This is a genomic window from Streptomyces sp. NPDC037203, from assembly GCF_055605065.1.
Window position 1 is genome coordinate 79,178 of the sequence record NZ_JBVJUC010000004.1, and the last position, 25,191, is coordinate 104,368.

At 71.3% G+C, this 25,191-nt stretch carries 20 protein-coding genes and 3 tRNA genes; 12 read left to right on the plus strand and 11 right to left on the minus strand.

The window, feature by feature from the left end; all coding sequences use genetic code 11:
* Nucleotides 1–76: 76 nt before the first annotated feature.
* Nucleotides 77–898 carry a YceI family protein gene (locus ACZ7EC_RS13785; RefSeq protein WP_471062231.1) on the plus strand — a complete coding sequence of 274 codons (822 nt, stop codon included), beginning with the start codon at nucleotides 77–79 and terminating at the stop codon, nucleotides 896–898.
* A 53-nt stretch (nucleotides 899–951) separates the two neighbouring features.
* Here ACZ7EC_RS13785 and ACZ7EC_RS13790 read toward each other — a convergent pair whose 3' ends face one another.
* Complete coding sequence (locus ACZ7EC_RS13790) at nucleotides 952–1,689, minus strand: GAF and ANTAR domain-containing protein (RefSeq protein WP_471062233.1); 738 nt, start codon at nucleotides 1,687–1,689, stop codon at nucleotides 952–954.
* A 193-nt stretch (nucleotides 1,690–1,882) separates the two neighbouring features.
* On the opposite strand from ACZ7EC_RS13790, the gene ACZ7EC_RS13795 reads away from it, so the two are divergent.
* A complete protein-coding gene (locus tag ACZ7EC_RS13795) occupies nucleotides 1,883–2,353 on the plus strand; it encodes a PPOX class F420-dependent oxidoreductase (protein WP_471062235.1) in 471 nt (156 codons plus the stop codon).
* A gap of 151 nt (nucleotides 2,354–2,504) precedes the next feature.
* Here ACZ7EC_RS13795 and ACZ7EC_RS13800 read toward each other — a convergent pair whose 3' ends face one another.
* Nucleotides 2,505–3,242 carry a response regulator transcription factor gene (locus ACZ7EC_RS13800; protein WP_471062237.1) on the minus strand — a complete coding sequence of 246 codons (738 nt, stop codon included), beginning with the start codon at nucleotides 3,240–3,242 and terminating at the stop codon, nucleotides 2,505–2,507.
* Nucleotides 3,243–3,343: 101 nt separating this feature from the next.
* Nucleotides 3,344–4,216, minus strand: a complete 873-nt coding sequence (locus ACZ7EC_RS13805) for a DUF2797 domain-containing protein (RefSeq protein WP_471062239.1) — start codon at nucleotides 4,214–4,216, stop codon at nucleotides 3,344–3,346.
* A gap of 337 nt (nucleotides 4,217–4,553) precedes the next feature.
* Here ACZ7EC_RS13805 and ACZ7EC_RS13810 point away from each other — a divergent pair, with 337 nt between their 5' ends.
* Entirely contained in the window at nucleotides 4,554–4,853 is a 300-nt protein-coding gene (locus ACZ7EC_RS13810) for a hypothetical protein (protein ID WP_471062241.1), read from the plus strand.
* Nucleotides 4,854–4,950: 97 nt separating this feature from the next.
* Here the strand turns inward: ACZ7EC_RS13810 and ACZ7EC_RS13815 are convergent, their stop codons facing one another.
* On the minus strand, nucleotides 4,951–5,574 hold the full coding sequence (locus ACZ7EC_RS13815) for a hypothetical protein (protein WP_471062243.1): 624 nt from the start codon (nucleotides 5,572–5,574) through the stop codon (nucleotides 4,951–4,953).
* Between the two features lie 346 nt (nucleotides 5,575–5,920).
* Between ACZ7EC_RS13815 and ACZ7EC_RS13820 the strand changes: the two genes are divergently transcribed.
* The gene (locus tag ACZ7EC_RS13820) at nucleotides 5,921–8,509 is read left to right on the plus strand and encodes an ATP-binding protein (protein ID WP_471062245.1); all 2,589 of its coding nucleotides are present in this window, start codon (nucleotides 5,921–5,923) and stop codon (nucleotides 8,507–8,509) included.
* Between the two features lie 474 nt (nucleotides 8,510–8,983).
* On the opposite strand, the gene ACZ7EC_RS13825 is transcribed toward ACZ7EC_RS13820, so the two are convergent.
* Nucleotides 8,984–9,056 (minus strand) — tRNA-Arg (locus ACZ7EC_RS13825).
* Nucleotides 9,057–9,260: 204 nt separating this feature from the next.
* Nucleotides 9,261–9,351, minus strand: a tRNA-Ser gene (locus ACZ7EC_RS13830).
* Nucleotides 9,352–9,537: 186 nt separating this feature from the next.
* Here ACZ7EC_RS13830 and ACZ7EC_RS13835 point away from each other — a divergent pair.
* Both ACZ7EC_RS13835 and ACZ7EC_RS13840 read left to right on the plus strand, forming a co-directional pair.
* Nucleotides 9,538–9,987 carry an SSI family serine proteinase inhibitor gene (locus tag ACZ7EC_RS13835; RefSeq protein ID WP_471062247.1) on the plus strand — a complete coding sequence of 150 codons (450 nt, stop codon included), beginning with the start codon at nucleotides 9,538–9,540 and terminating at the stop codon, nucleotides 9,985–9,987.
* Nucleotides 9,988–10,176: 189 nt separating this feature from the next.
* Nucleotides 10,177–14,514, plus strand: a complete 4,338-nt coding sequence (locus ACZ7EC_RS13840) for a PAS domain-containing protein (RefSeq protein WP_471062249.1) — start codon at nucleotides 10,177–10,179, stop codon at nucleotides 14,512–14,514.
* Between the two features lie 58 nt (nucleotides 14,515–14,572).
* Here the strand turns inward: ACZ7EC_RS13840 and ACZ7EC_RS13845 are convergent, their stop codons facing one another.
* The 3 genes from ACZ7EC_RS13845 to ACZ7EC_RS13855 form a co-directional block, all read right to left on the minus strand.
* Nucleotides 14,573–16,228, minus strand: coding sequence for a long-chain fatty acid--CoA ligase (locus ACZ7EC_RS13845; protein ID WP_471062250.1), 1,656 nt, complete (start codon nucleotides 16,226–16,228; stop codon nucleotides 14,573–14,575).
* Between the two features lie 167 nt (nucleotides 16,229–16,395).
* Complete coding sequence (locus tag ACZ7EC_RS13850; protein WP_471062251.1) at nucleotides 16,396–16,938, minus strand: SigE family RNA polymerase sigma factor; 543 nt, start codon at nucleotides 16,936–16,938, stop codon at nucleotides 16,396–16,398.
* Nucleotides 16,939–17,136: 198 nt separating this feature from the next.
* A complete protein-coding gene (locus ACZ7EC_RS13855) occupies nucleotides 17,137–17,814 on the minus strand; it encodes a GAP family protein (protein WP_471062253.1) in 678 nt (225 codons plus the stop codon).
* 338 nt (nucleotides 17,815–18,152) lie between these two features.
* On the opposite strand from ACZ7EC_RS13855, the gene ACZ7EC_RS13860 reads away from it, so the two are divergent.
* Genes ACZ7EC_RS13860 through ACZ7EC_RS13870 form a run of 3 tightly spaced genes read left to right on the plus strand, consistent with a single transcriptional unit; the run spans nucleotide 18,153 to nucleotide 19,835 of the window.
* Entirely contained in the window at nucleotides 18,153–18,671 is a 519-nt protein-coding gene (locus ACZ7EC_RS13860) for a hypothetical protein (RefSeq protein WP_471062255.1), read from the plus strand.
* The gene (locus tag ACZ7EC_RS13865; protein ID WP_471062257.1) at nucleotides 18,629–19,252 is read left to right on the plus strand and encodes a hypothetical protein; all 624 of its coding nucleotides are present in this window, start codon (nucleotides 18,629–18,631) and stop codon (nucleotides 19,250–19,252) included. Before ACZ7EC_RS13860 ends, ACZ7EC_RS13865 begins: the two co-directional genes overlap by 43 nt.
* A gap of 13 nt (nucleotides 19,253–19,265) precedes the next feature.
* Nucleotides 19,266–19,835, plus strand: a complete 570-nt coding sequence (locus ACZ7EC_RS13870; RefSeq protein ID WP_471062259.1) for a hypothetical protein — start codon at nucleotides 19,266–19,268, stop codon at nucleotides 19,833–19,835.
* A gap of 90 nt (nucleotides 19,836–19,925) precedes the next feature.
* Here ACZ7EC_RS13870 and ACZ7EC_RS13875 read toward each other — a convergent pair.
* A tRNA-Ser gene (locus tag ACZ7EC_RS13875) sits at nucleotides 19,926–20,012 on the minus strand.
* Nucleotides 20,013–20,106: 94 nt separating this feature from the next.
* On the minus strand, nucleotides 20,107–21,666 hold the full coding sequence (locus ACZ7EC_RS13880; RefSeq protein WP_471062260.1) for a S1C family serine protease: 1,560 nt from the start codon (nucleotides 21,664–21,666) through the stop codon (nucleotides 20,107–20,109).
* A 322-nt stretch (nucleotides 21,667–21,988) separates the two neighbouring features.
* Here ACZ7EC_RS13880 and ACZ7EC_RS13885 point away from each other — a divergent pair, with 322 nt between their 5' ends.
* From ACZ7EC_RS13885 to ACZ7EC_RS13895, 3 genes are all read left to right on the plus strand, one after another.
* Nucleotides 21,989–22,819, plus strand: coding sequence for a glycerophosphodiester phosphodiesterase (locus ACZ7EC_RS13885; protein WP_471062262.1), 831 nt, complete (start codon nucleotides 21,989–21,991; stop codon nucleotides 22,817–22,819).
* 97 nt (nucleotides 22,820–22,916) lie between these two features.
* Nucleotides 22,917–23,573 carry an ATP-binding protein gene (locus tag ACZ7EC_RS13890; RefSeq protein ID WP_471062263.1) on the plus strand — a complete coding sequence of 219 codons (657 nt, stop codon included), beginning with the start codon at nucleotides 22,917–22,919 and terminating at the stop codon, nucleotides 23,571–23,573.
* 515 nt (nucleotides 23,574–24,088) lie between these two features.
* Entirely contained in the window at nucleotides 24,089–25,063 is a 975-nt protein-coding gene (locus ACZ7EC_RS13895) for a DUF5926 family protein (RefSeq protein ID WP_471062265.1), read from the plus strand.
* Nucleotides 25,064–25,191 lie beyond the last annotated feature (128 nt).

Sequence of the window (25,191 nt, forward strand, 5' to 3'; positions counted from 1 at the left end):
TCCGAGCGGAGGTGCCCGGCGCCACGGGCCGGTTCTCTTACGACCGATTTGCAAGTCCTTGCAGGGAGAAAACGGGATGGGACTGACCGCGAAGATCCGTACGCGGGACGGGTGGGCCGTGTCGCACGCGGTCGTCACGGTGACCGACATGACCGGTACGCAGGTGCTGCGGGCCGAGGCGGACGCCGAGGGGGCCGTACGCGATGCCACCGAGCTGACTCCGGGGGCGTACACGGTGATCGTGACCGCCGTCGGGTACGCCCCGGCCGCGTCCAGCGCGATCGTCACCGCCAGCGGCCGGGCCGAGATCGGCACGGTGACCCTGGCCCGGCAGGGCGGCACCGAGCTGCCGCCGCCCGGCCCCTGGACGATCGATCCGGCGCATTCGTCCGTCGCCGCGGTCGCCCAGCACCTGGGGATCTCCAGCGTGCACGGCCGGTTCACGGAGTTCGGCGGCACGATCGAGATCGCCCCGGACGACATCGCCAAGTCGCGGGTGGAGGCGGTGATCAAGGCCGGGTCCATCGACACCGGCAACGGCATGCGCGACACGCACCTGCGCTCGGGTGACTTCCTCGACATCGAGAACCACCCGGAGATCACCTACCGCTCCACCGGGCTGACCCAGGCGGGCTCCGACCGCTGGACCGTGCACGGCGAACTGGCCCTGCACGGCGTGGTCCGCCCGGTCGACCTGGACCTCGCCTACCTCGGCACCGGCGCCGACCCGTGGGGCGGCACCCGCGCCGCCTTCCGGGCCACGGCGGAACTGCACCGCGAGGACTTCGCGATGAACTACAACCAGGTCCTCCAGGCCGGCATCGCGGCCATCGGCACCACGCTGCGGGTGCAGCTGGACATCCAGGCGGTGCAGGGCGAGAGCCTGCCGTCCGCCTGATCCACCGGTGAAGGGCCCGCCGACCGGATGCCGGTCGGCGGGCCCTTCGCGGTTCAGTTGTCCGTCGCGCCCACGATGCGGCGGGCCAGGTCGCGCAGCTTGACGTTCTCCCGCTGGGAGGCGCGCACCAGGCTTTCGAAGGCGGCCTGGGCGTCGATGTCCAGGCGTTCCATCAGAATGCCGGTGGCCTGCCCGATCAGGTCGCGGGTGTGCATGGCCGCGGTCAACTGCTCGCGCACGGTCACGGAGTTCAGGGCGAGGCTCACATGCGCCGTGAACAGCCGGCCGAGCCGGGCCGCCGTCTCGTCGAAGGCGCCGGGCTCGCGGGAGTAGGCCGTCAGCACGGTCAGCCGGCGCCGGTCGGCGCGCAGCCGCATGGACAGCACCGAGCGCAGCTCCTGCCGTTCGCCGTCCGCGCCGCCGCTGTCCGCCCGCACCACCGGCGCCTCCCACAGCCGCTCCCAGTGCGGCAGGTCGGAGGTGCCGGCGGCGCGCACGATGTCGTCGCTCCAGGCGACCGTGCGCAGGCTCTCCCCGCGCTCGATCTCGCAGACCCCGGCGTGTTCGGCGCCGGGCAGCAGATGCACCGCGAGCCGGACCGCGGTTTCGAGCGCGGCGCCGGGGGAGGCGCTCTCGTGCAGCTCACGGGCCGCCGCGGTCAGCGCCTCGGCCAGATCGAGGCCGCCCGGCGCACGGGTCGCCTCGGCAACGTCGTACGAGGGGAAGTCGTACGCAAAGGAGTCGGGCACAGGAAAGTCGGATGCGGCCACCACGAACCTCTCGGATGACATGACCGTACGGCCATGCGCAGGAGAGCTCCGCAGCACATTCCCGACTGCGAGCACAGGACAGAAGAACTCTAGCTGCTCCATTGCGGTGAAGTGACCTTGGACCGGCGTCTGGACGAAGCCCGGTCGCCGACGCGCGGTGCCTGTCCCCAGCAGGGTCAGGCGGGTGCCGGGGTCCGCGGCCTAGGCTGCCGGTATGGCACCGAACATCGCGACGAACACCCGCGTCTTGCTGGACGAGTTGCTGGACTTCGTACGGCCCCGCCACCGCGCGCTGCTGATCACCCGCCGCGCCGACGGCTCCCCGCAGGCCTCGCCGCTGACCTGCGGCGTGGACGACTCGGGCCGGATCGTGGTCTCGACCTACCCGGAGCGGGCCAAGACCCGCAACGCCAGGCGGGACCCGCGGGTGAGCCTGCTCGTGCTCAGCGACGACTGGAACGGCCCCTGGGTGCAGGTCGACGGCACCGCCGAGGTCATCGACAGCCCCGACTCGGTGGAGCCTCTGGTCGAGTACTACCGCAACATCGCCGGTGAGCACCCGGACTGGGACGAGTACCGGGCGGCCATGCGCAAGCAGGGCAAATCGATCATCCGGGTGACGCCCGAGCGGTGGGGCCCGGTGGCGACGGGCGGCTTCCCGGCACGGCTGGTCGGCGGAGAGTGAGCGAGCCCCGGCCGCGTTCTGCGAGCCGATGGCCGCGGCGCCCCGGCTGCACGAGGAGGCGTTCTTCTCCGGCAGCGCCGTGGCGGCCGAGCCGGCGTCCGCGCCGTCCAGCGGGCCGTCGTACCGGACGCGGCCGGGGCCGGCCCGGTCCTCACACGGCGGGCTTGATCAGGTAACCGGCGCCGCGCCGCGTGTGGATCATGGGCTCGCGGCCGGCGTCTATCTTCCGGCGCAGGTACGAGATGTACAGCTCGACCACATTGGCCTGGCCGCCGAAGTCGTACGACCAGACGCGGTCCAGGATCTGCGCCTTGCTGAGCACGCGCCGCGGGTTGCGCATCAGGAACCGCAGCAGCTCGAACTCGGTGGCGGTGAGGTGGATGGAGTCATCGCCCCGCGTCACCTCGTGGCTGTCCTCGTCCAGGGTGAGGTCGCCGACCACGAGCACGGACTCGGAGCGCCGGTCGGCCGTGCCGGACCTGCGGATCAGCCCGCGCAGCCGAGCGACGACCTCCTCCAGGCTGAACGGCTTGGTCACGTAGTCGTCGCCGCCCGCGGTGAGCCCGGCGATCCGGTCCTCCACCGCGTCCTTGGCGGTCAGGAACAGCACGGGCACGTCCGGCAGTTCACGGCGCAGCCGACCCAGGACGGCCAGCCCGTCCATGTCCGGGAGCACCATGTCGAGGACGACGGCGTCCGGGCGGAACTCGCGCGCCGTCTGCAGGGCCCCCTGACCGTCCGTCGCGCTTCTGATCTGCCAGCCCTCGTAGCGAAGGGCCATGCTCAGCAGTTCGGTGATCGACGTCTCGTCGTCGACCACCAGCACGCGGACGGCGCTCCCGTCCGGCCTCAGCAGTTCGGTACGCCCCTGGGGCGAGGTCGTGGTCATGGCGGTCACACTGTCGGGGCCCTCTGAGAAGAGTGTTGCACCAGTCTTGGTTTTTCCTGAGAAACACACAGCCACCACTCAGGCAACGCCTGGGTGGCCCCTCAGAACAGCCCGTCCTGCGGCCGGGTGAACTCGCGGACGGGCAGGGCGAGTTCATCATCGCCCCGCAGCGAGGGCACGAGCCCCCACCCCCGCATCAGCCGGGTGTCCAGCACGACGACCCCCCGGCCGCGCACCGCCAGGTGAAGATCGGGCCCGGCGGCCGCGACCAACTCCCCGCCGATGGCTCCACCGGGGACCAGCTCGGTGACCTCGCCGAAGGCGGCGGGTACACCGTCGATCCCGAAAGCCCGCACCTGATCGACCACTTCGCAGGGCTCGGCCCGCAGGGACTCCGGCCACTGGGCGAGCGCGACGGCCCGCCGGTGCAGCGCGCGCACCTCGGCCGCCCGCTCCGGCGCCGTCCCCGGCAGCCGCGCCCGCACCGCCCGCTTCTCGGTGTACGCGATCCGGTCCGGCACACCCAGCGCGGCGCGCAGCATCTCCTCGGTACGCCGGGCGGCCATCAGGGGCCCGGTCCCGAGCCAGCTGAAACAGACCGCGCCCTGCTCCAGCAGCCGCGCCGGCCCCCGCTCGACGGCCGTGATGCCGACCTTGAGCAGGCCGGGACCGAACCAGGCGAGATACACCCGGTACGGCCGGGGGTCGTCGGCGATCGTGTCGGCGGCCACGGAGTGCGCCCGGTCGAGCCGCGCGCACTGCTCGCACCGGGCGCCGGTGCCGCGTCCCGGCACGGCCGCCCGCACCGGGCACGCGTGCCCCCGCGCCCCCACGCAGACGCGCCCGCTCCCGTCCGGCACGGCGAACCCGACCCGCTTCCCCCATCCCAGCGCGCTGCCCCGGCCGCCCTCCCAGGCGAGCACGAGTCCGTCGCCGGTCCAGCGAAGCCCGGAGCATCTCCACATCTGTGCCATCACTGGTGAGGGTAGGGGGTGGGTGTGACAGGGTCCCCAGGGGACGCGGGCCCGCGCGGGGACGGCGCCGCCGGGGAATTCTGGGGCTGTACGGGGGAAAAGAAGGGCCCCGCAGCGCGCCTAGTAATCGTTCGGCGCCTTCCGTTGGCCATCCTTGCCGGTAAAGCACGGGATTCGGCACCAGAGACGACGGAAGGTCGGTCGATTGAAGCTCGCCAAGCGATTTGCCGCGATCAGTGTCGCCGTCACGGCGGCAATTCTCTTCAGCGCCGGCGGCGCCCAGGCTCAAAGCGGTGGGGGTCTGCTGTCCCTTCTGGGTGACATTCCGCTGCTGCGGATGCCCTTCTCGATGGGGACCGCGGGACTGGGTGGCAGCACCACCGGGACTCAGACCACCAATAACAACAACAATAACAACACGGGCGGCCCGAACAACAACAACAATAACAACGGAGGCGGCACGAATAACAACAACAATAACAACAACGGCGACAGCCAGGCTCAGGCCAGCGACACGGGAATCCTCTCACTGCTGGGCAAGTCACTCATCAACTTCCAGGTGTGTTACCCGAAGGGGCAGGAAGGATCGGGCAACACGTTCACCGGGAACCAGAACATCAACTGCCACCAGAACTGAGGCAGCGCCTCCGGCAGGAAGCGAGCCCTCACCGTCGGGGGCGGCGCAGAACAGCCGGCGACCGGGTGAGCCTTCACCGGTCGCCGGGCTGTGAAGTTCAGCCGTTGTTGTTGTTATTGTTGTTGTTCCCGCCCCCTCCATTGTTGTTGTTATTGTTGTTGTTTCCACCTCCGCCGTTGTTGTTGTTATTGTTGTTGTTGTTCGCGCCTCCGCCGTTGTTGTTGTTATTGTTGTTGTTGTTCGCGCCTCCGCCGTTGTTGTTGTTATTGTTGTTGTTGTTCCCACCTCGACCGTTGTTGTTATTATTGTTGTTGTTGTTTCCACCCCCACCGTTGTTGTTGTTATTGTTGTTGTTGTTGTTCGCGCCCCCACCGTTGTTGTTGTTGTTATTGTTGTTGTTCCCACCCCGACCGTTGTTGTTGTTATTGTTGTTGTTGTTCGCACCCCTGCCGTTGTTGTTGTTATTGTTGTTGTTGTTTCCGCCCCTCCTGCCGTTGTTGTTGTTATTGTTGTTGTTGTTGTGGTGACGCCCGCCTCGGCCGTTGTTGTTGTTGTTGTTGTTATTGTTGTTGTTCCCGCCTCCGTTGTCGTTCGGCGTCGTCACGTGAGCGACTGTCGGCGTCGGAGCCGCGAAGGCGGAGGAGGGGACCAGAGCACCCCCCGCGGCCAGGGCCGCCGAAGCGGTCAGCACTGCCGTACGCTTTGCGATCTTCTTGAGCATGGTGATCCCTTTTCGTTGAGACGGATCAGGCGGGTCGAAGCCCGATTCGATCCGAGGGGACGATCCGTTCGACTTCGGCGAATCGATCGCGTCGCGGCGATTCGCCCTGGGCCGGCTCCGCAATCCGGTGAGCGGCACAGACCGGGAAACCGGGAACCCAGGCGCGCAGCGCTTTCGCCAGCATGACTCTGCCGCGGTCGGACGCGCATCGGGCGGGCACCCCAAGTTCCACCTCGGCACACCCCATGTCCCAGTCCTCATTCCCCGCGCCCGCCCGCCTTCCGCGCTGCCTTGATCGGTCTGGATCTTTTGCACGGCTCCGACGGCAGAGGGAAACTGGCTGGTGATGGACCTGCTGGAGCGAGAGGCCGTAATCCAGGACCTCACCGGTCACCTGCGGGAGGCTGTGGTCGGTCCTGGCCGACTGGCCCTGGTGCGCGGCGAGGCGGGAATCGGCAAGACCAGTGTCGTCAACCGCCTCGCCCAACTCGCCGATCCCGGAATCCGGATACTGGCCGGAGCCTGTGATCCATTGGCCGCGCCCCGATCTCTGGGCCCGCTGCTGGATCTCGCCCCGCGGCTGGGACAGGCGGTGCGCGCGGCCCTGACCGGCGTGCTGGCCGGTACCTGCCGCCCCGACGAGCTGTTCGACTGCCTGCTCGCCGAACTGAGCGGCTACCCCAGCCTGCTGGTCCTGGAGGACGTCCACTGGGCCGACGAGGCCACGATGGACCTGCTGCGATACCTGGCCAGGCGGCTGCCGAGCCTTCCGACGCTGGTGGTGACCACCTACCGCGACGACGAGGTCGGCCGCACCCACAAGGTGACCTCTCTCCTCGGGACCCTGGCCGGCTACCCGTGGGTGTACCGCCATGACCTGACCCCGCTGAGCCGCCGGGCCGTGGCCCGACTGGCCCGTGGACACACCGTCGACGCCGATGAGCTGTACCAGGTCTCCGCAGGCAATCCGTTCATCGTCACCGAGGCCCTGGCCGCCCCCGCGGAGTCCATCCCCGCCACCGTGCGCGAGGCGGTCGCCGGCCGCCTCGCCGGCCTGTCGGCCGCCGCACGAAGGGTCGTCGACACACTGGCGGTCCTGGGACGCCGCGTCCCGCTGCTCCTCCTGGCCGATCTGCTGCCCGCCTCGGAGGAGGCCCTCGACGAGGCCGTGGCCAGCGGAATCGTGCGGACCGACGGGCAGCTGGCCGAGTTCCGTCATGGGTTGACCCGGCTGGCGGTGCTGGATTGCGTTCCCGCCGCCCACCGTCTGCGGATACACCGGCAAGTGCTGACGGCGGGGCGGTCGCGCCCGGTCACCGCGGACGATCTGGCGCTGCTGGCCGAGCACGCCGACGGCGCCGGCGACACAGCCGCCGTACTGGAGTACGCACCCGCCGCGGCCGCCCACGCGCTCGCGTCGGGCGCGCACCGGGAGGCAGCCGTTCAGTACGCCCGCGCCCTGCGGTACGCCGGCCCCCTGCCACTCGGCCGAAGGGCCTCCCTGCTGGAAGGCCATTCGCTGGCATGTCTCGCGTCCAGTCGGCTGGACGAAGGGATCGCCTCCCGCCGTACGGCGGTGGAGCTGCGCCATGCCCTGGGTGACCGGCTGCGCGAGGGCGACGACCTGCGTCGGCTGTCGTACTGGCTGTGGCCCCTCGGTCGGACCGTCGAGGCCGGACGGACCGGCCTGGAGGCGGTACGGGTGCTCGAAGGGCTGGGGCCGAGCCGGGAACTGGCCTGGGCGTACCTGAACCTCTGTCAGCTGTCCTGCCGCAGGCACGAAGGACCTGGGGTGACCGCCGCCCGTGCGGAGAAGGCGATCGCTCTGGGCGAGCGCTTCGGCGACGCGGGGGTCGTCGTCCAGGCCCGCTTCCACGCGGCGGCCGCGGACATGCTGGGCGGAGAGTCCGGCTGGGAGGAATGCGAACAGGCGGTGTCCAGCGCGATGGCGCAGGTTCCTCCGGAGGACGCCGGCTTCCTGGCATCCGTCATGTGCTGGTTCACCGCACTCCGGCGCGACACCGGACGGACGACCGCGGCCGTGGACCGCGCGGAGGCCCACTGCCTCGATCACGATCTGCTGCCCCACCTGCTGTGCACGAGGGCCTGGGGCAGCTGGGGGCTGCTCAACCGGGGCTTGTGGGCCCAGGCCGCCGACGCCGCGCAGGGGGTCCTCTCCCACCCCGGCTCACCACCCGCCGTCCGGGCGATGGCCTTGACCGTGCTGGGCCTGGTGCGGGCCCGCCAGGACAACGGCCCCGCATGGCCACTGCTGGAGCAGGCGGCGGGACTGGTCGACTCGGGCTGCCTGCTGGACACGGGCCTCGGGTGGGAGGCCCGAGTCGAGGCGGCCTGGCTCGGCGGCGATCCCGAACGGGTGCGGACGGAGGCCCGACGCGGTCTGGACGCCTCGGCGGATCGAAGCCATCCCTGGCTCTCCGGGCCGCTGGCCTGCTGGATCCGCCGCGCCGGAGGAACACCCCCGCGGGTGCCCGCGGCCGGACCCTACGCACGGGAACTGGCCGGTGACTGGGACGGCGCGGCCGCTCAGTGGGACAGCCTCGGCTGCCCGTACGAAGCCGCGCTGGTCCGTCTGTCCGGCGACGCGCCGGCGCTGCACCAGGCGCTGGCCGTCTTCGAGGCGCTCGGCGCCCGGCCGGCCGTGGCGCGCACCCGCGCCGTGATGCGTGGCCGGGGTGTCCGCCCTGTCAGGCGCGGCCCCCGGAGGGCCACCCTGGCCAATCCGTACGGGCTGACCACCCGCGAGATGGACGTGCTCAAGCTGCTGGACGAGAGTCTCACGGACGCCGAGATCGCCGCCCGCCTCTACATCACACCCAAGACCGCCGGGCACCACGTGGGCGCGGTGCTGGCCAAGCTCGGCGTCCATTCCCGGCAGGAGGCCGCGCGCAAACTCCACGACCCGAAACGCTGACGAGTGTCTCCGCGACCCGGAAGGGGTTGATGACGATGCGGAAGGCAACCTTGCTGGGCATCAGTCTCCTGGTCGCCGCCTCCTGTTGTACGGCGTTCTCCCCGGCACGGGGTTCGCAGGCCGAATCCACCGGGACGGCCCTTCGGTGCTACGCGACACAGCCCAGCCCGGACGCCACCACCTGCTACCGGAGTTCGTGGAAGGCCGAGTACCGGCACGGCGACGTGGTCTACGTGCCCATCCTCATCCAGGTACCCGTGCCCCCGCATCCACCGTCGGTGACGATCGTCGACAGCCTGGACGACGTCCACCCCTCGGGCCCCTGACACCGGGCCGTCCAGGGCACTTCCTTCAGATCATCTGATCGCTGGTGGATGCCGGATCAGGCCATCAGGGATTCGAGAGGCCGGTCAGCGATGGCGGGGGTCAAAACGACCAGAGGCCCCGGATCTCTCCGGGGCCTCTGCTTTGATGTGCACTCGGCAGGATTCGAACCTGCAACCTTCTGATCCGTAGTCAGATGCTCTATCCGTTAAGCTACGAGTGCTTATTTTTTTGTTCTTGTCTCCGTTTCCGTTCCTTTCGGCCCGTCCCGGCGACAGGAAGAACATTACATGACTGCCGCCGTCATGTGAAATCCGATCCGCACACCCCTTCTGACCTGCGGAAACGCCCAGGAGAGGGGTGAGGGGCGGAGTACGTCGGGGGAACGACGAAGCCCCGGTCCAGTGGACCGGGGCTTCGGTTGGGGCGGAGGCGGAGGGATTTGAACCCTCGATGGGTGTTAAGACCCAAACCGCATTAGCAGTGCGGCGCCATAGACCGGACTAGGCGACGCCTCCAGCACAACCGCTCACGCGAGCGCGCGAGTGGTGCGTGCAGATGATGACACAGCCGCAGGGCCCGTCACCAATCGAGCACCACGGTACTAGGCAGGCGGGCCGCAGGGCAAAGGGCTTCTTCGCCGGGGTGGCGCTTTCCGGGGGAACGCGGCGCAACGTCCGCCGGGGTCGGGCGTTGAGGAGGGCATGGACTCTCTTCTTCCGGTTGCCGCCGGGCGCGCCCGCCGCGGCGCCCTCGCCCTCGTCGCCACCGCCGCCGCCGTCGCCGTACCGCTGACCGCCGTGCCCGCCGGCGCCCTCCCCCAGGGGCGCGGGGATCACCTCACCGTCGTCGTACGGCATGCCGGGGCCGGGCGGGACGGGACGTACGAGCTGTTCTGTCATCCCTCCGGCGGGCATCACCCGGATGTGGAGGGTGCCTGTCGGCAGCTTGACGCGCAGACGCAGTGGGGGCGGGACCTCTTCGCGCCGGTGCCGCCCGGCACCATCTGCTCCATGATCTCCGGCGGGCCCGCCACCGCGCGGGTCACCGGCAGCTGGGCGGGACGGCCCGTCGATGCGTCGTACGACCGGCACAACGGGTGCGAGATCGACCGGTGGAACAAGATGGTGCCGCTGCTGCCGAAGATCGGGTAAGGCCGGGCAGAGCAGGGACGGAGGTCCGGTCGTCACCGCATCGGCGTCACTTCCCCGTGGGACCTCCCTCTCATCCGACGCCCCCGGCACAACACGTGCGCATAGACTCCCTCGCGTGACACGTCGCGGGCCGGTTGGCAAGATGGCCGGAGCGGTCGGCAAGGTGCGGTAACAGGGAGGAAGCGTCTCGTGAGCAGCAGGCCATCCCGAGGCGCTGCTCGCCTCGCAGCCATACTCGACGCTCTGCCGGACGCGTTGGTCCTGGTCAACGCCAACGGCACCGTCGTCAACGCCAACACCATCGCGCTGGAAGCCTTCGAGGCGCCCGGCACCGCGCTCGTCGGGCGCGGGCTGCTCGATCTGCTGCCCGAGTTCGACTCGCGGCTCATTCCGGGCTCCATGCGGCGCCCCGGCCAGCGGGACCCGCAGGGCAGGACCAAGCCGGCGCGGATGGTCGCCCGGCGCACCGACGGGCACGAGTTCCCGGTCGAGGTCACCAGCGCGAACCTGGAGAACGGGCAGCAGGCGTACGACGGTTACGGCTACACGGGCGACGAGCTGCTGATGATCGTCGTCCGGGACCTGTCCGGGACCGTCGACACCGAGGCCGAGCTGGCCCGCTCGCAGCGGCAGACCGAAATGATCCTGCGCGCCGCGTCCGAGGGCGTCGTCGGCACCGACACCGACGGGCGGATCGTGCTCGTCAACCCGGCCGCCGCGCAGATCCTCGGCTACCGGGCGGGCGAGCTGGGCGGCAAGGAGCTGCACAACCTCGTCCTGCACTCGCGCGCGGACGGCTCCCCCTTCCCGTACGCCGAGTCGCCGCTCGCCGACACCCTGCGCTCCGGGCGCAAGCACCGGGTGCGCGGGCAGGTGCTGTGGGCCAAGGGCGACCACCCGGTGCCGGTCGACCTGACCACCGCGCCGGTGCGCGACGGGGACCAGCTCGTCGGCGCCGTGATGACCTTCACCGACCGGCGGCCCTTCGACTCCCTGGTGGACGAGAAGGCCACGCTGGAGCAGGCGCACGCCGAGCAGCTGGAGAAGCTCTCCGAGGAGCACGCCGCCGCCCTCACCGCACTGCGCGGGCAGCACGCCACCGAGGTCGGGGAGCTGCGCGAGAAGTACGAGACCGAGCTGGCCGAGCTGCGCGAGCAGCACGCGGAGGAACTGGCGGCGGGCGAGGAGCGGTACGCCGCGCTCGGCGAGCGGGAGAAGGACCGGTACGAGGCGCTGGCCGGGCGGCACGAGCAGCTGCTCACCCTGCTCGGGCGGTCGCTGCGCGGCCCCCTGGACGAGCTGCGCCGCGAGCTGGCCGCGCTGGCCGCCGACGACGCCGGGCAGCTGTGGCCCGAGGCCAACCAGGTGCTGCACCACCTGTCCGCCGGGTACTCGCGGATCACCACCCTCATCGACAACGTCCTCGCCTACCAGCGGATCGACACCGGCAGCGAGGACATCACCCGTACGAAGGTGATGCTGGACGCCGTCGTCGCCGCCGGTGTGGACGGCGCGGTGGAGCTGATCGGTCCCGGCCGGGTGCAGTTCGCGGTGCACGCGCCACCCATCGAGGCCGAGGTCGACCCGCAGCGGCTCGCCACCGCTCTCGCCCACCTGGTGGCGGACGTCGCGGGCGTCGACGCGACCGGCAACGCGCCCGTCTCCACGGGCGGTTACCTCGACAACACGGTGGTGGTCGCGGCCGCGCAGCGCGGCTCGGTCGCCCGGATCGAGGTGCGCGGTCCGTACGCCGGCGGCGACCCGGTGCACGAGCCGATCGTGCGCGGGATCGTGCGCGCCCACGGCGGGGTGCTCCAGACGCACGAGGTGCCGGGCATGAGCGGCAACGCGTACGTCCTGGAGGTGCCGCTCGGCGGCGGCGCGGGCGCCGTCACGGCACCGCCCGTCCAGGCGGAGCCCGCCGAGACGGCGGACGAGACCTTCGACGGCGGGCGGCGGCGGGCCCGGCGGGGCTCCACGGACGCCTTCCTCGACGCCGATCCCTCCGGTTCGGGCACGCCGTCCGGTGACGGGGCCGTGCCCACCGGCCGCCGTCGCAGGCGCGCGGCAGGGCCCGCCGACGAGACGACCGAGGTTCCGGCCGAGGCCACGCAGGGTGGCTCCGGTGGTACCGGACGGCGTCGCGGGCGGCCCGCCGAGCTGGGTCCCGCCCGCGCCGACGCCGATGCCGACGGAGTGAGCGAGGGCGCCGTGGTGACCGCGGCCGAGCATGCCGCGGGAGCCGCCGCCTCCGGTACCGGACTCGGGGGCACCGTGCCGCCGGGAGGCGTGCCCGCGCCCGCCGGGCACCACGCCCGGCCCGGCGCCGAGCCGGTCGCCCAGGCCGCGCTGCCGGTGGGCCGGGGCGAGAGCGCCCAGGGCGCGCCGGGCGCCGAGGGTGCCGCCGAGGAGGGGCAGCCCACCGGGCGGCGGCGCCGTGCGCTGGCCGCCGCGGCCGAGCGGGCCGCCGCCCAGGAGGCGGGCGAGCGTACGGTCTTCGCCCTGCCGCCCGCCGCGGCCGACCGCGCCCCGCAGCCGACGGCACACGCCGCGGCGCCGGGGGCCGGGCCGGTTCCGGTGCCGCCGGCCGGTGCGGGCGCACCCGGTGAGGAGGGGCGGCACGACGCCGTACCGCTGAGCCAGGCCGATGATCACACTCCGCCGCAGCCGCATCCGACCACCGCGCCGACCGGCAGGCGCCGCCGCGCGGTGGCACCTCCCGCGCAGGCCCCCGCCCCGGCCGCGGATTCCGGTGCGGCGTCGGCGGCTCCGGCCCCGGCGGCTCCCGCGCACCCCGCTTCCGCGGAGCAGGGGGCCGACGGCCAGGCCGGCCGCCTCCAGTCCGGTCCCGCGATCACCGTGCCCGCGCAGGGGCCCCGCCCGGTGGCCCCGGCACAGGTCGGTACCCCCGGAACGGCCTTCCCGGCACAGGCCCAGGGCCCGAACGGGCAGGGCATCCCGCTCCAGACCGGGCCCGCGGTCGCCGTGCCCGCGTCGGCTCCGATGACCCTGGGCAGCCCGGCCGCCCCCGCTGCCCCTGCCGCTCCGGCGGCCACCGCGATGCCCGCCGCTCCGGCCACCGCGACCGCTCCTGTCGCTCCGGGCGTGCCCCAGGGCGCCCCGCCGTCCGCCGGTCGGCCCGCGCCCGCGCAGCCCGCGGGGCCGGCTGCGCAACCACCCACGGCCCAGCCCGCCGCCCCGGCCGCCGGGGCGCCCGCCGCGCAGCCCCTGCCGCTGCCCGCCGAGGCCACCGCACCGCGGCCCGCGCCGGCCCCCGGCCCCGCCGTGCCCCCGCAGACCGCGACCCCGGCCGCCGGGACCCCCGTACCGCCGCAGGCGACGCCCGCGGCCGGCACTCCGCTGCCCGCCGCGCAGCCGCGACGGGTCGCGCAGCCGTTGCCGCTGCCCGCCGAGGCCACCGGGGGCGGGCCCGCGTACGACCCCGACTCCACCCAGGGCCGGGCCATCAGCGTGCGCACGCTCGGGCAGGGCGTGCCGTTCGTACGGCAGGCCGGACAGGCGACGCCGCCGCCGCACGCGCCGGGTGGCTCCGGGCGGCGGCGCAAGCTCGGCACCCCGCCCGATCCGGCCACGCGGCAGGAGCCGACGGCCGAGGCGGCGCCCGCGCAGGCTTCGTCGCTGCCCGGCGCGTCGCGGCTCGCGCCGGGGACCGAGGGCGGCGGTCGGTCGTACGCCATCGGCGCGCCGGACGCCGACGCGGCCGAGGGGCCCGAGCCGCTGGACGGTCCCGGCGGGGCCGTCGAGGTGGCGGACACGCCGCGGCCGCAGCCGATGGACGACGAACTGCCGCCGGAGCCGCTGGACAATCCGCGCCGACTGCTGGTGTGGCCCGCGCCGGACGTGACCACGCAGGCGGCGCTGAGCGAGCGCGGCTACCGGCCGGTGGTCGTGCACTCGCGCGAGGAGGTCGACGCGCAGATCGCGGCCTTCCCCGCCGCGCTGTTCGTGGACCCGCTGACCGGCCCGATCACCCGCACCGCCCTCCAGTCGCTGCGCCAGGCCGCCGTCGCCGCCGAGGTGCCGGTACTGGTCACGGCCGGGCTCGGGCAGGCGACGCGGGAGGCGGCGTACGGCGCCGATCCCGCCGTCCTGCTGAAGGCGCTCGCCCCGCGCGACAGCGAGCAGCATCCGCCGCGGGTGCTGCTGATCGAGGAGCACGAGGAGATCGGGCTGGCCCTGACCGCGACGCTGGAGCGGCGCGGGATGCAGGTGGCACGGGCCACGAGCGACAGCGACGCGGTGGCGCTGGCGGGCCGGTTCCGGCCGAACCTCGTGGTGATGGACCTGATGCAGGTGCACCGGCGGCGGGCCGGGATCGTGGACTGGCTGCGCGCGAACGGGCAGCTCAACCGCACCCCGTTGGTCGTCTACACGGCGGCCGTCGAGCACGCGGACCTGCCCCGGCTGGCCTCGGGCGAGACGGTGCTGTTCCTCGCGGAGCGGTCCACCAGCACCGAGGTGCAGTCCCGGATCGTGGACCTGCTGTCCCGGATCGGCACCAACTAGCAGGAGTGGGCGGACACGTGGACGGGGCCGGGCGGATGTCCGGCCCCGTCCACGTGGCTCACAGGCGGGTGACGTCCAGGTCGCCGTCCGCATACCGCCTGCGCAGCATCTTCTTGTCGAACTTGCCCACGCTCGTCTTCGGCAGCGACTCCACGATCGTCCAGCGCTCGGGCAGCTGCCAGCGGGCGATGTGGGCCTCCTCGGCGAGGAAGGCACGCAGGGTCGGGAAGTCGGCGCCCGCCCCCTCCCGCAGGACGACCGTGGCCAGCGGCCGCTCGCCCCACTTGTCGTCCGGTACGGCGACCACCGCGGCCTCGGCGACGTCCGGGTGGGACATCAGCGCGTTCTCCAGCTCCACGGAGGAGATCCACTCGCCGCCGGACTTGATGACGTCCTTGGCGCGGTCGGTGAGGGTGAGGAAGCCGTCGGGGGAGATGACGCCGACGTCGCCGGTCTTCAGCCAGCCGTCCTCGCTGAACTTGTCGGCGGGGCGCAGGGGTTCGGCGTCGGGGCCGTTGTAGTAGGCGCCCGCGATCCAGGGGCCGCGCACCTCCAGCTCGCCGGCCGACTCGCCGTCCCAGGGCAGCCGTTCGCCGCCCGGACCGGTGAGGCGGGCCTCGACGGAGGCCGGGAAGCGGCCCTGGGTGAGGCGGTAGCCGAACTCCTCGTCCGTGCCGAGGGCGCCGGCCGGCGGACGGGCCACGGTGCCGAGCGGGGAGGTCTCCGTCATGCCCCAGGCGTGCACGACGGTCATGCCCAGTTCGTCGAAGGCCCGCATCAGGCCGGGCGGGCAGGCCGCGCCGCCGATGGTGACATGGGTGAGGGTGGAGACGTCACGGGGGTGGGCGAGCAGTTCGGCCAGCAGGCCCTGCCAGATGGTGGGCACGGCCGCCGCGTGGGTCGGCCGCTCCCGTTCGATCATCTCGGCGAGCGGCGCGGGCTGCAGGAAGCGGTCCGGCATCAGCATGTTGACGCCGGTCAGGAAGGTGGCGTGCGGCAGACCCCAGGCGTTGACGTGGAACTGGGGCACGACGACGAGCGTGGTGTCCCTGTCCGTCAGGCCCATCGACTGCGTGGTCTGCGCGTGCATGGAGTGCAGGTAGACCGAACGGTGGCTGTAGACCACGCCCTTGGGGTCGCCGGTGGTGCCGGAGGTGTAGCACATGGCGGCTGCCTGGCGTTCGTCCAGCTCGGGCCAGTCGAAGTGGGTCGGCCGGTCCGCGATCAGCTCCTCGTACTCGTGCACCTGGACGGCGGCGCCGGCCAGCGGGGCGCGGTCGCCGGGACCGGTGACCACGAGGTGCCGGACGGTCGTCAGCTGCGGCAGCAGCGGGGCGATCATCGGGATCAGGGAGCCGTTGACGATGATCACATGGTCGGCGGCGTGGTTGATGATCCACGCCAACTGCTCGGCGGGCAGCCGCAGGTTGAGGGTGTGCAGCACCGCGCCCATGGAGGGGATCGCGAAGTACGCCTCCACATGCTCGGCGTTGTTCCACATCAGGGTGGCCACGCGCTGGTCGCCGGTGACCCCGAGGGTGTCGCGCAGGGCGTGGGCCAGCTGGGCCGAGCGGGCGCCGACCTCGGCGAAGGAACGCCGCCGCGGCTCGGGCTCACCGGTCCAGGTGGCCACCTGCGAGGTCCCGTGGACCGTCGACCCGTGGGTCAGGATCCTGGAGATCAGCAGCGGTACGTCCTGCATGGTGCTCAGCACGGAGTCCTCCCGGCGACGGTGCCTACGCGGTAGTAGGGGGGCGTGCGCTGATTCTGCGCACATACCGTGCGGTATGTCACTAGGTGGAATGTCACTGGCGCCCGGCAGCGGAAGACCGCCGCTCCCCGGACCAGCGGCCCCGGCGGAAAGCCCGTACGGGGGCGCGTCTACCGCGCCGCCCCCAGTCCCAGCTCCGGGTCCTCGCGCAGCTTCCCGAGCGCCCGCGACACCGCGGACTTCACGGTGCCCACCGAGACGCCCAGCACCTCCGCGGTCTGGGCCTCGCTGAGGTCCTCGTAGTACCGCAGGACGACCATGGCCCGCTGCCGGGTGGGCAGCTTCATGACGGCCCGCCACATCGCGTCGTGCAGCGCCTGCCGCTCGGCCGGGTCGTCGTCGGACCGCGGCTCCGGCTCGGGCAGCTCGTCGCAGGCGAACTCGTCCACCCGGCGCTTGCGCCACTGCGAGGTCCGCGTGTTCAGCAGCGCGCGGCGCACATAGCCGTCGAGCGCCCGCTGGTTCTCGATCCGCTCCCAGGCGACGTAGGTCTTGGCCAGCGCGGTCTGCAACAGGTCCTCGGCGTCGCAGGGGTTCGCGGTCAGCGAGCGCGCGGCGCGCAGCAGGACGGGCCGGCGGGCCCGCACGTACGACGTGAACGACGGGTACGCAGGGGCCGCTGCCGAGGCGCTGGTGCAGACGGGTGTGGTCATGCCCCCACGCTATGAGCGGCCCGCGCGTGCGGGGATCGGCCGCAGGTGCCGAAGCGGGGTCCCCCTCAGGTTGTACGGGTGGGGACGGCACCACCTCCTGAAGGTGGAGCAGGAGTACGCCGGCCCCCTGGGGTCCTCCCCCGAGGGAACCGTCCGCCCACGGCCCGGAGCAGCGCGAACACCCTTCCGCCCCGCCTGTCAGGAGACGATGATCGCGATGCCGTCTCCGAGCAGCTTCAGCCCGAGGACGAAGAACAGGACGGCCATCACGGCGACATTGTGCTCAGCCGCCCAGTCCTTCCAGTTCCCGAGCGTCGTCCTGGCCCGTTCCCCTCCGAACAGGAAGACGCCGAGCGGGACCAGCAGGCCGAGCGTCGCGATCGCCACGAAGATCGCCAGCGACGCGATCTGCTGCCCGACCGGGAGGCCGGCCGAGCCGATGGCCGCCCCCGCGGCGATGGTCAGCGGCGCGTTCTTGGCGTTGAGCGCGGCCAGGGCCGTTCCGACCCCGAAGATCTTGACCGGCGTGAGGTGGTCGATCGCACCCATCCACTTCGGCAGCTTCGCCTGCGAGGGATCCTTCGGGCGCCGCCGCCACCGCCCGGCGCCGAAGAAAAGCAGGAGCAGACCGAGCGCGAGCTTGAGGGCCCCCACCCAGGTGGACGGGTGTTTGTGCGCCGAGGCGTGCGCCGGCGAGGCGACTGCCAGCATCACGGCACCCAGGACCGCCAGTCCGATGATCCAGCCGGCGGTGAAGAGGATTCCGTTGAGGCGCCCTCGGGGCGTGGCGAGGACGAGGATGACGGCGATGATCGGAAGCGGACTGACCGCCACGCCGGCCGCGAAACCCAGCACGTCACCGAGAACGGCACCCATGGCTGCCTCCAGCTGGGATCAGGGTGACGATCCGTGCTCAGCACGCACGGCCCGCTCCCATCTTCCTGCGCCCGGCGCGATCTGTCTCCAGCTGAACTCCATCCGAGTTGCGGCCCGCCGGCGCGATCCACAGGGTCTCACCATACGAGTGATTTCCCGACGGTGCGGCCTGCGATCTGACAGGAAGAGGGGAGCCATGGTTTCGACGCTGATGTCCGCACAGGAATCTGCCATGTCGTCCAGGAATGAAGGAAACCATGGAATCATCTGTTAATTATGCCGCCCCCTAGGAGGAAGAAGAAGGGGAGCCGGACGAGGTACTCGAAGAACCTATGAGCATGCGGGAGACGACGCCGAGCAAGGTGGAGGTGGAAATTCTCCAGAAGGAACTCCACAAGGTGGGCCTCACCTGCGAGCAGACTTCTGAAAAAACCTTGCAGCGCTATATCGACGAAATCAGGGGGCAACTGCCCACTGGCGGCACAGCAGAGGTTTTCTGCATCGCGGAACGAGTTCCCGCGGGATCCATTGCACCGGCGGCTGCCGCCTCGTTCATCGACGAAGTGTCGAGCTACAGCCTTGAGGGCGGCACCATCGACTCGGAGTTGATCTCAGGACATAATGGCCTGGACAGCTTCCTCGGTTTCATTCTGAATGATAATCCGGGGGGACAGGAGTTCGTCAGTCAGATCGCAGGAGCGAACTACGGAGATCGAGACTTCGGCCAGCAGTTCGCCGAGAACAATCCTGAGGGCGTGTATTTTCTCGCCACATTGGCTGAGCAGAACATTGTGCCCACCCTTCCGGTACCTGGGTGGTGGACGACCAGGCAGGGCGCAAGACCACGAGCGATCTGACGGAACTCGTGGTCGCCAAGCGCTGGGAAGCCCTGAACCAGAAGAAGCCGAAGATCGACAGGGCTACCTGCAAGAAGAGTGAACAGCCGGACAGGCGCTGGGGACAGACCGGATACAGGAAAGAGTCCTACAACCTTGAGGGCACGAGCGCCGATGCCATCAAGAAGAAGTACAGACAACTCGGGAGCAACATCTCGGCCGCCATTGTCGAAGGCATTTCCAGGGAAGGGATCGAGGCAACCCTGACCAACCAGATCAGCCCGCTGCAAGAGGAGAGCTTCAAGAGCAATGACTACGACACAAGAAAAGGTGGTGTCGATCGAGAAATTCTCGTCTGCCTGGTCAGGAACCCGAGCCGGAAAACGAACCAAGGCGTGGGCATCCTTTCCGTCACATGGCGACTCCAGATCAAAAATTACAAAAGCAAGAAGAGTGCTACGCGACACGACGCTTCTCTCGACTTCACCATGAGGTCGATTCTGTACCCGACTGTCTACAACAGCAGCGGTCCGGAAAAGAACATGACGACGGTCTACGACCAGACCCAGGACGACAAGAAGCTCTGTCCGATCACCAGCTAACCCAGGAGTCGCCGTGACACTCCCGCGGAACCTCACAGAGAGCGAAATTGAAGGCGAGCCGGACGAGATCGAAGAGTTCACCATCTTCGATGATCTCCCGCACGCCGGGAAGGACACGTTCGACAAGTCGGTCAGCATCATGTCCTCGACGAACGAGCGTCGCGCTGTCGTGTTCTACGCGCCGGATCTGAAAAGTCTCTGCTGCATCGACAACAGTGCAAGCGAGGCCGAGGCAACATATACCAAGTCCGTCACTGAGGGATTCACTCACAGTGAATCGTTGACGGTCTCCGCACAATACACGATCGAAGGATCGTTCGAAATCGCCAAGGCTTCGAAGACGTTCGGGTTCAGCTTTACTTTCAGTGCGGAGACAAGCAAGTCCACAACCGAGACCATTTCGTTCACGGTGCCGGCGGGAAAGAAAGCCTTTCTCTACCAAGGCTTCTTCAGGACAAAAATCCTGAAGCACTCCCCTGCCATCGGTGAGTACTCGTGGGTCGAGGGCAGCGAAGGACTCTACCTCTGCAGCGGAACGAAGACCACGACAAAGCCGCTGGTCGGTCCGGCAACGCTCATCTGAATCCGGTGTCGAGCCCTCAGAAGGCCCCGCCCAGAAGGGGTGTCTCTCAGGAGAGACACCCCTTCCAGCCTGCAAGGCTTGTGACCTGTGCGGAGGCGGTGGGATTTGAACCCACGGTGACATCGCTGCCACGACGGTTTTCAAGACCGTTCCCTTAGGCCGCTCGGGCACACCTCCCCGCGCCGCCCACCTGGGGCGGAGCGGGTACAGCGTACCGGCACGGGGGCGGTCGCGGGGGCGTTGGGGACGCCCCCCGGTGGCAGGGGGGTGGTCAGCTGTCGCCGACGCGGGCGCCGAGGGTCAGGTCGACCGTGTGCTCCTGGCCGCCGCGCTTGTAGGTGATCGTCACCTTGTCGCCGGGCTTGTGGGTCCAGATCTCGCCGATCAGGGTGGGGCCGCTGTCGATCACCGCGTCGTCGAGCTTGGTGATCACGTCGCCGGGCTTGAGGCCCGCCTTGGCCGCCGGGCCGTCCGCCTCGACCGCGGCGGCGCCGGCCGCGCCCTGGTCGGTGATCTTCGCGCCGTCCGAGGAGTCCTCCAGGGAGACGGACGCGCCGATCTTGGCGTACACCGGCTTGCCGGTCTTGATCAGCTGTTGGGCGACGTACTTGGCCTGGTTGATCGGGATGGCGAAGCCGAGGCCGATCGAACCGGACTGACCGCCGGAGCCGAAGCCGCCACCGCTGCCCGAGGACTGGATCGCCGAGTTGATGCCGATCACCGCGCCGGAGGCGTCCAGCAGCGGGCCGCCGGAGTTGCCCGGATTGATGGACGCGTCGGTCTGCAGCGCGTTCATGTACGACGCCTTGCTGGTGGCGCTGCCGTCGCTGGAGGCCACCGGGCGGTTCTTGGCGCTGATGATGCCGGTCGTCACCGTGTTCGACAGGCCGAAGGGGGCGCCGATGGCGATCGTCTCGTCGCCGACGGCCACCTTGTCGGAGTCGCCGAGCGGCAGCGGGCTGAGGTCGGAGGGCGGGTTCTTGAGCTTGATGACCGCCACGTCGTAGCCCTGCGCGTGACCGACGACCTCGGCGTCGTACTTACGGCCGTCCGGGAACGTGGCGGTCAGCTTGCCGCCGTCGAGGGCGTCCGCCACCACGTGGTTGTTGGTGATGATGTGGCCCTGCTTGTCGAAGACGAAGCCGGTGCCGGTGCCGCCGTCGCCGTTGGAGCCCTCGGCCTCGATGGTGACGGTGCTGGGCAGCGCCTTGGCCGCCACGTTGGCGATGGTGCCGGGGGCGCGCTTGACCTGCGCCGCGCCGTTGTCGGAGGCGGAGACGGTGGTGGAGCCGCCGTTGTCGTTGTTCCTGGCCAGGGTGTAGCCGAGGCCGCCGCCCAGACCGCCCGCGACCAGCGCGGCCACCAGGACCGCGGCGAGCAGTCCACCGCGTCCGCGCGGCCTGGGGGCGGGCTGCTGGTACGACGCTCCCCAGGCGGCACCGCCACCCGCGCCGCCCGCGCCGTCGGCGTAGGCCGGGGTGCCGGGCGGCGGGGGCGGCCAGGCGCCCTCGGGACCGGCGGCCGAAGGCTGCGGGGCGGTCCCCGGAACCGGCGGCAGGGGGGTGGTCGGCTCGGTGCCGCCCGGCGCGGCGGGGTAGCCCTGGCCCCCCTGAGGTGCGTGGTGCGGCTGCGGGGGCCGGCCCCCCTGGTGCGGCTGGGCGGCCTGCGGGGTCTGCCCCGGCTGCTGGTCGGCGGGGTGCTCCGGGCCCGCCGGCCCCTCGTTCCCCTCCGGCGCGGTGTGTGCCCGCGGGGACGCGTCGGGAGAGGCCACCGGCACGGGAGGTGCGGACGGGGCCGGGGGTACCGCGTTGCCCTCGTTCTCGGTGCTCACAGCTCTACTCCTCGATCCACGGCTGTTGGTCCTCGGTCGCGCTCGGTCACGTCCGTGCACGCTCGGCGGCGCGTGCGCGCTGGTCGTGGCCTGTCACGATGCGGCTGCGCATGGTCCTGCGTTCACTGTTCCAGTTTGCTGCAGTCAGCTTTTCCCACGGGCCGTCAGAGCACCATAAGCCGTGGCTGTGGGTCCAGGGCCAGCCCTTACCCAGGGCATTCATAGGAAAAGTTACATAAAACGGTATGTCGTGTGCCACCGTTCGCCGCTCGGACGCCTGAGTGCCGCCACGTGTGCCCCGCGGTGGTGGCACCATGACGCGGTGACCACGCACGCACGACAGCTCTCCGTCCAGGTCGTCGCCCACCGGGGAGCTTCCGAAGACGCACCGGAACACACCCTGGCCGCCTACCGCAAGGCGATCGAGGACGGCGCGGACGCCCTCGAGTGCGATGTGCGGCTGACCGCCGACGGCCACCTGGTCTGCGTCCACGACCGGCGGGTGAACCGCACCTCCAACGGCCGCGGCGCCGTCTCCACCCTGGAGCTCGCCGATCTCGCCGCGCTGGACTTCGGTTCGTGGAAGACCGGTGAGCCCTATCGCGGCCGGGTCGAGGAGCCCGACTGGGAGCACCGCCCGGAGGACCGCGAGGAGACCTCCGTCCTCACCCTGGAGCGGCTGCTCGAACTGGTCGCGGACGCCGGGCGGCGCGTCGAACTGGCCATCGAGACCAAGCACCCCACCCGCTGGGCGGGCCAGGTCGAGGAGAAGCTGCTCGGCCTGCTCGGACGGTTCAACCTGGCCGCGCCCGCCACAGCCGCCGAGTCGCCCGTGCGGATCATGAGCTTTTCGGCACGCTCGCTGCACCGGGTGCACGCGGCGGCGCCGACCCTGCCGACGGTCTACCTGGTGCAGTGGCTCTCACCCCGGCTGCGCGACGGACGGCTGCCGGCCGGGGTGGGCATCGCGGGGCCCTCGGTGCGCATCGTGCGCAACCACCCCGGATACGTGGAGCGGCTGAAGCGGGCCGGGCACCAGGTGCACGTGTGGACCGTGAACGAGCCCGAGGACGTCGAACTCTGCCTCGGGCTCGGCGTCGACGCGATCATCACCAACCGGCCGCGCGCGGTGCTGGACCAGCTCGGCCGCTGATCCTGCCTACCGACGCCCTGGCCGGACATCCCGGCCGGTCACCGGCGCCGTCATAGGGAGTGCTCCGGCGCGTTCAGAGCGTGTGCGCGTCCGGTGAATGCGTCACCGGAAGGGGATTGGCCGGTTTCCGGCACAGATCGCTGGGGCATCCACACCGTGGCGTGGGGCGAAGGAGGTCTCGGGGGTGGCGTTGGTGGTGGCACAGGAGGTGCCCACGTCGTCGTGCATGGCCGTACCCCATGGCCCTGCGGGCGTGGGGGACGCGAGGCGCCGGATGCGCGCGCAGCTGCGCGGCGGAGGCGTGGCGGAATCGGTGGTCGACGATGCCGTACTGATCCTTTCCGAACTGCTGAGCAATGCGTGCAAGCACGGCCGGCCGCTGGGTGGCAGCGGGGCGGGCAGCGGCGACGGACCCGACGGCGGTGACGTGCGGGCCGCGTGGCGGGTGGACACCGGCGGCCGGCTCATCGTGGAGGTCACGGACGGCGGGGGCCCGACCCGCCCGGCGCCGGCCACCCCCTCGGTGACCGCGCACGGCGGCCGGGGGCTGGCCATCATCACCGCGCTCGCCGACGACTGGGGAGTACGGGACGACGTCCGCGGCGAGGTGACGGTCTGGGTGGTGGTCCACGGGGACGTGCACGACCCGGATGCCCGCTGCCGCCGCGGCCATGTCACCGCCGCGCTCACCGCATCGGCACCGCCGGACCTGTCCGGTCTCGACCTCACGGAGGTATTCGAGGACTTGGCCTGAGCGGCGGTCCGGTCGGGGCGGCGGTGAGCCGGGGCGGTGCTGGGCTTCCGGGGAGCGGGACGCGGGTGTTGGGGATCCGGGGAACGGGACGAGGGGGGCGGGTGCTGAGGCTCTGGGACGGGTGCTGAGGCTCCGGGGCGGGTGCTGGTGCTCTGCGGCGGCCCGCTGGCGTCCGGGGCGAAGTGCCAAGCTTCGGGGACTGGCCGCTGGGGCCCACGGCAGGCGCCGCTGGCCAAAGGTGGCGGATCGACGCTCACGGCAGGACATGGTCCGGGCCGGCCCCAAGTCCGGGGAGAGCCCCCGAGGTCCGAGGACGGGTCGCGGTGCACGACGGGCGGCAGGCGGCAGGCGGCAGGCGGCGGACGCGACATCACACCGCCGGCCTCTCCACGCACCGCGCCCCCGCTCACCCAACGCTCCCCTCGGCCCCCGTTATCCACAGGTTCCCGTCGGGGATGGCGTGAGCGGCTAGGCTCCCGCCGTACGAGAAGCGCCGTAACCGGGAGACATCCACGATGGCCAAGAAGCGACCCCAGACGAAGGCCAAGAGCCCGCAGCCGACCGGCGGGGCGGACGGCGCCATTCCGGTGGTCGGCGGCCGCGAGCCCTGCCCCTGCGGCAGCGGCCGGCGCTACAAGGCGTGCCACGGCCGGGCCGCCGCCCACGCGGTGACCGAGCTGGTGCACCGTCCGTTCGAGGGGCTGCCCGGCGAGTGCGACTGGGTGGCGCTGCGCGAACTGGTCCCGGCCGCCACGGCCGAGCTGACCCTCGCGGCCGGCCTGCCCGAGGGCGTCCCCTCGGTCACGCTCGCCACGGTGCTGCCCATGGCCTGGCCCGCCCTGCGCCGCGACGACGGCTCGATCCTGATCGGTCTTCAGAACGACACGTCCTCCGGCGACATCAGCCGCGACCTGGCCGACACCCTCCAGCGCGCGCTGGAAGCGGAGCCCGGCACCCCGGTGCAGGGCCGGCGCGCCCCCGCCGAGGGCCCCCGCCTCCAGGACCTGCTGGCGGCGGACGCCCCGTTCGAGCCGGTCGTGCACAGCGGCTTCGAGTTCTGGGTCCCGGACGCGGAGAACGCCACCCCGGAGGTCGCCGCCTCCCTGGAGCGGGCCAACGCGGCGGCGATCCCGACCGTGCGGCTGACCGGCGTGGACGCGGCGTACTGGTGCGAGACCCCCGAGAAGAACCACCTGCGCTGGGTGATGCCCCACCCGGAGGAGCGGCTTCTGGACGCTCTCGCGCGCCTGCACGCCCAGGGCCGCTCCAGCCTCGGCGAGGGCACCCGGCTGGTCGGCTCCTTCCGTGCTCACGGCCTCACCGTGCCGGTCTGGGACCTGCCGAGCGAGGTCCGCGCGGAGGACGTGGAGAAGCCGGCCGCCGAGTTCGCCGAGCGCCTGACCGCCGCCCTCGCCGTCGAGGAACCGCTCACTCCGGAGGAGCGCCGGGCCCGCGGCGGACTGACCAACCGGCAGGTCACGCTCAGCTGACGGCACCCGCACCGGTGTCATGACTGACCGGTCGGTCAGTCATGACACCGGGTCGCCGACGGGTGAATCCGGTCACAACTCCCCGCTCCGACACGGGAATCGGTGGGAATTCGATGGCCGAATGCCTG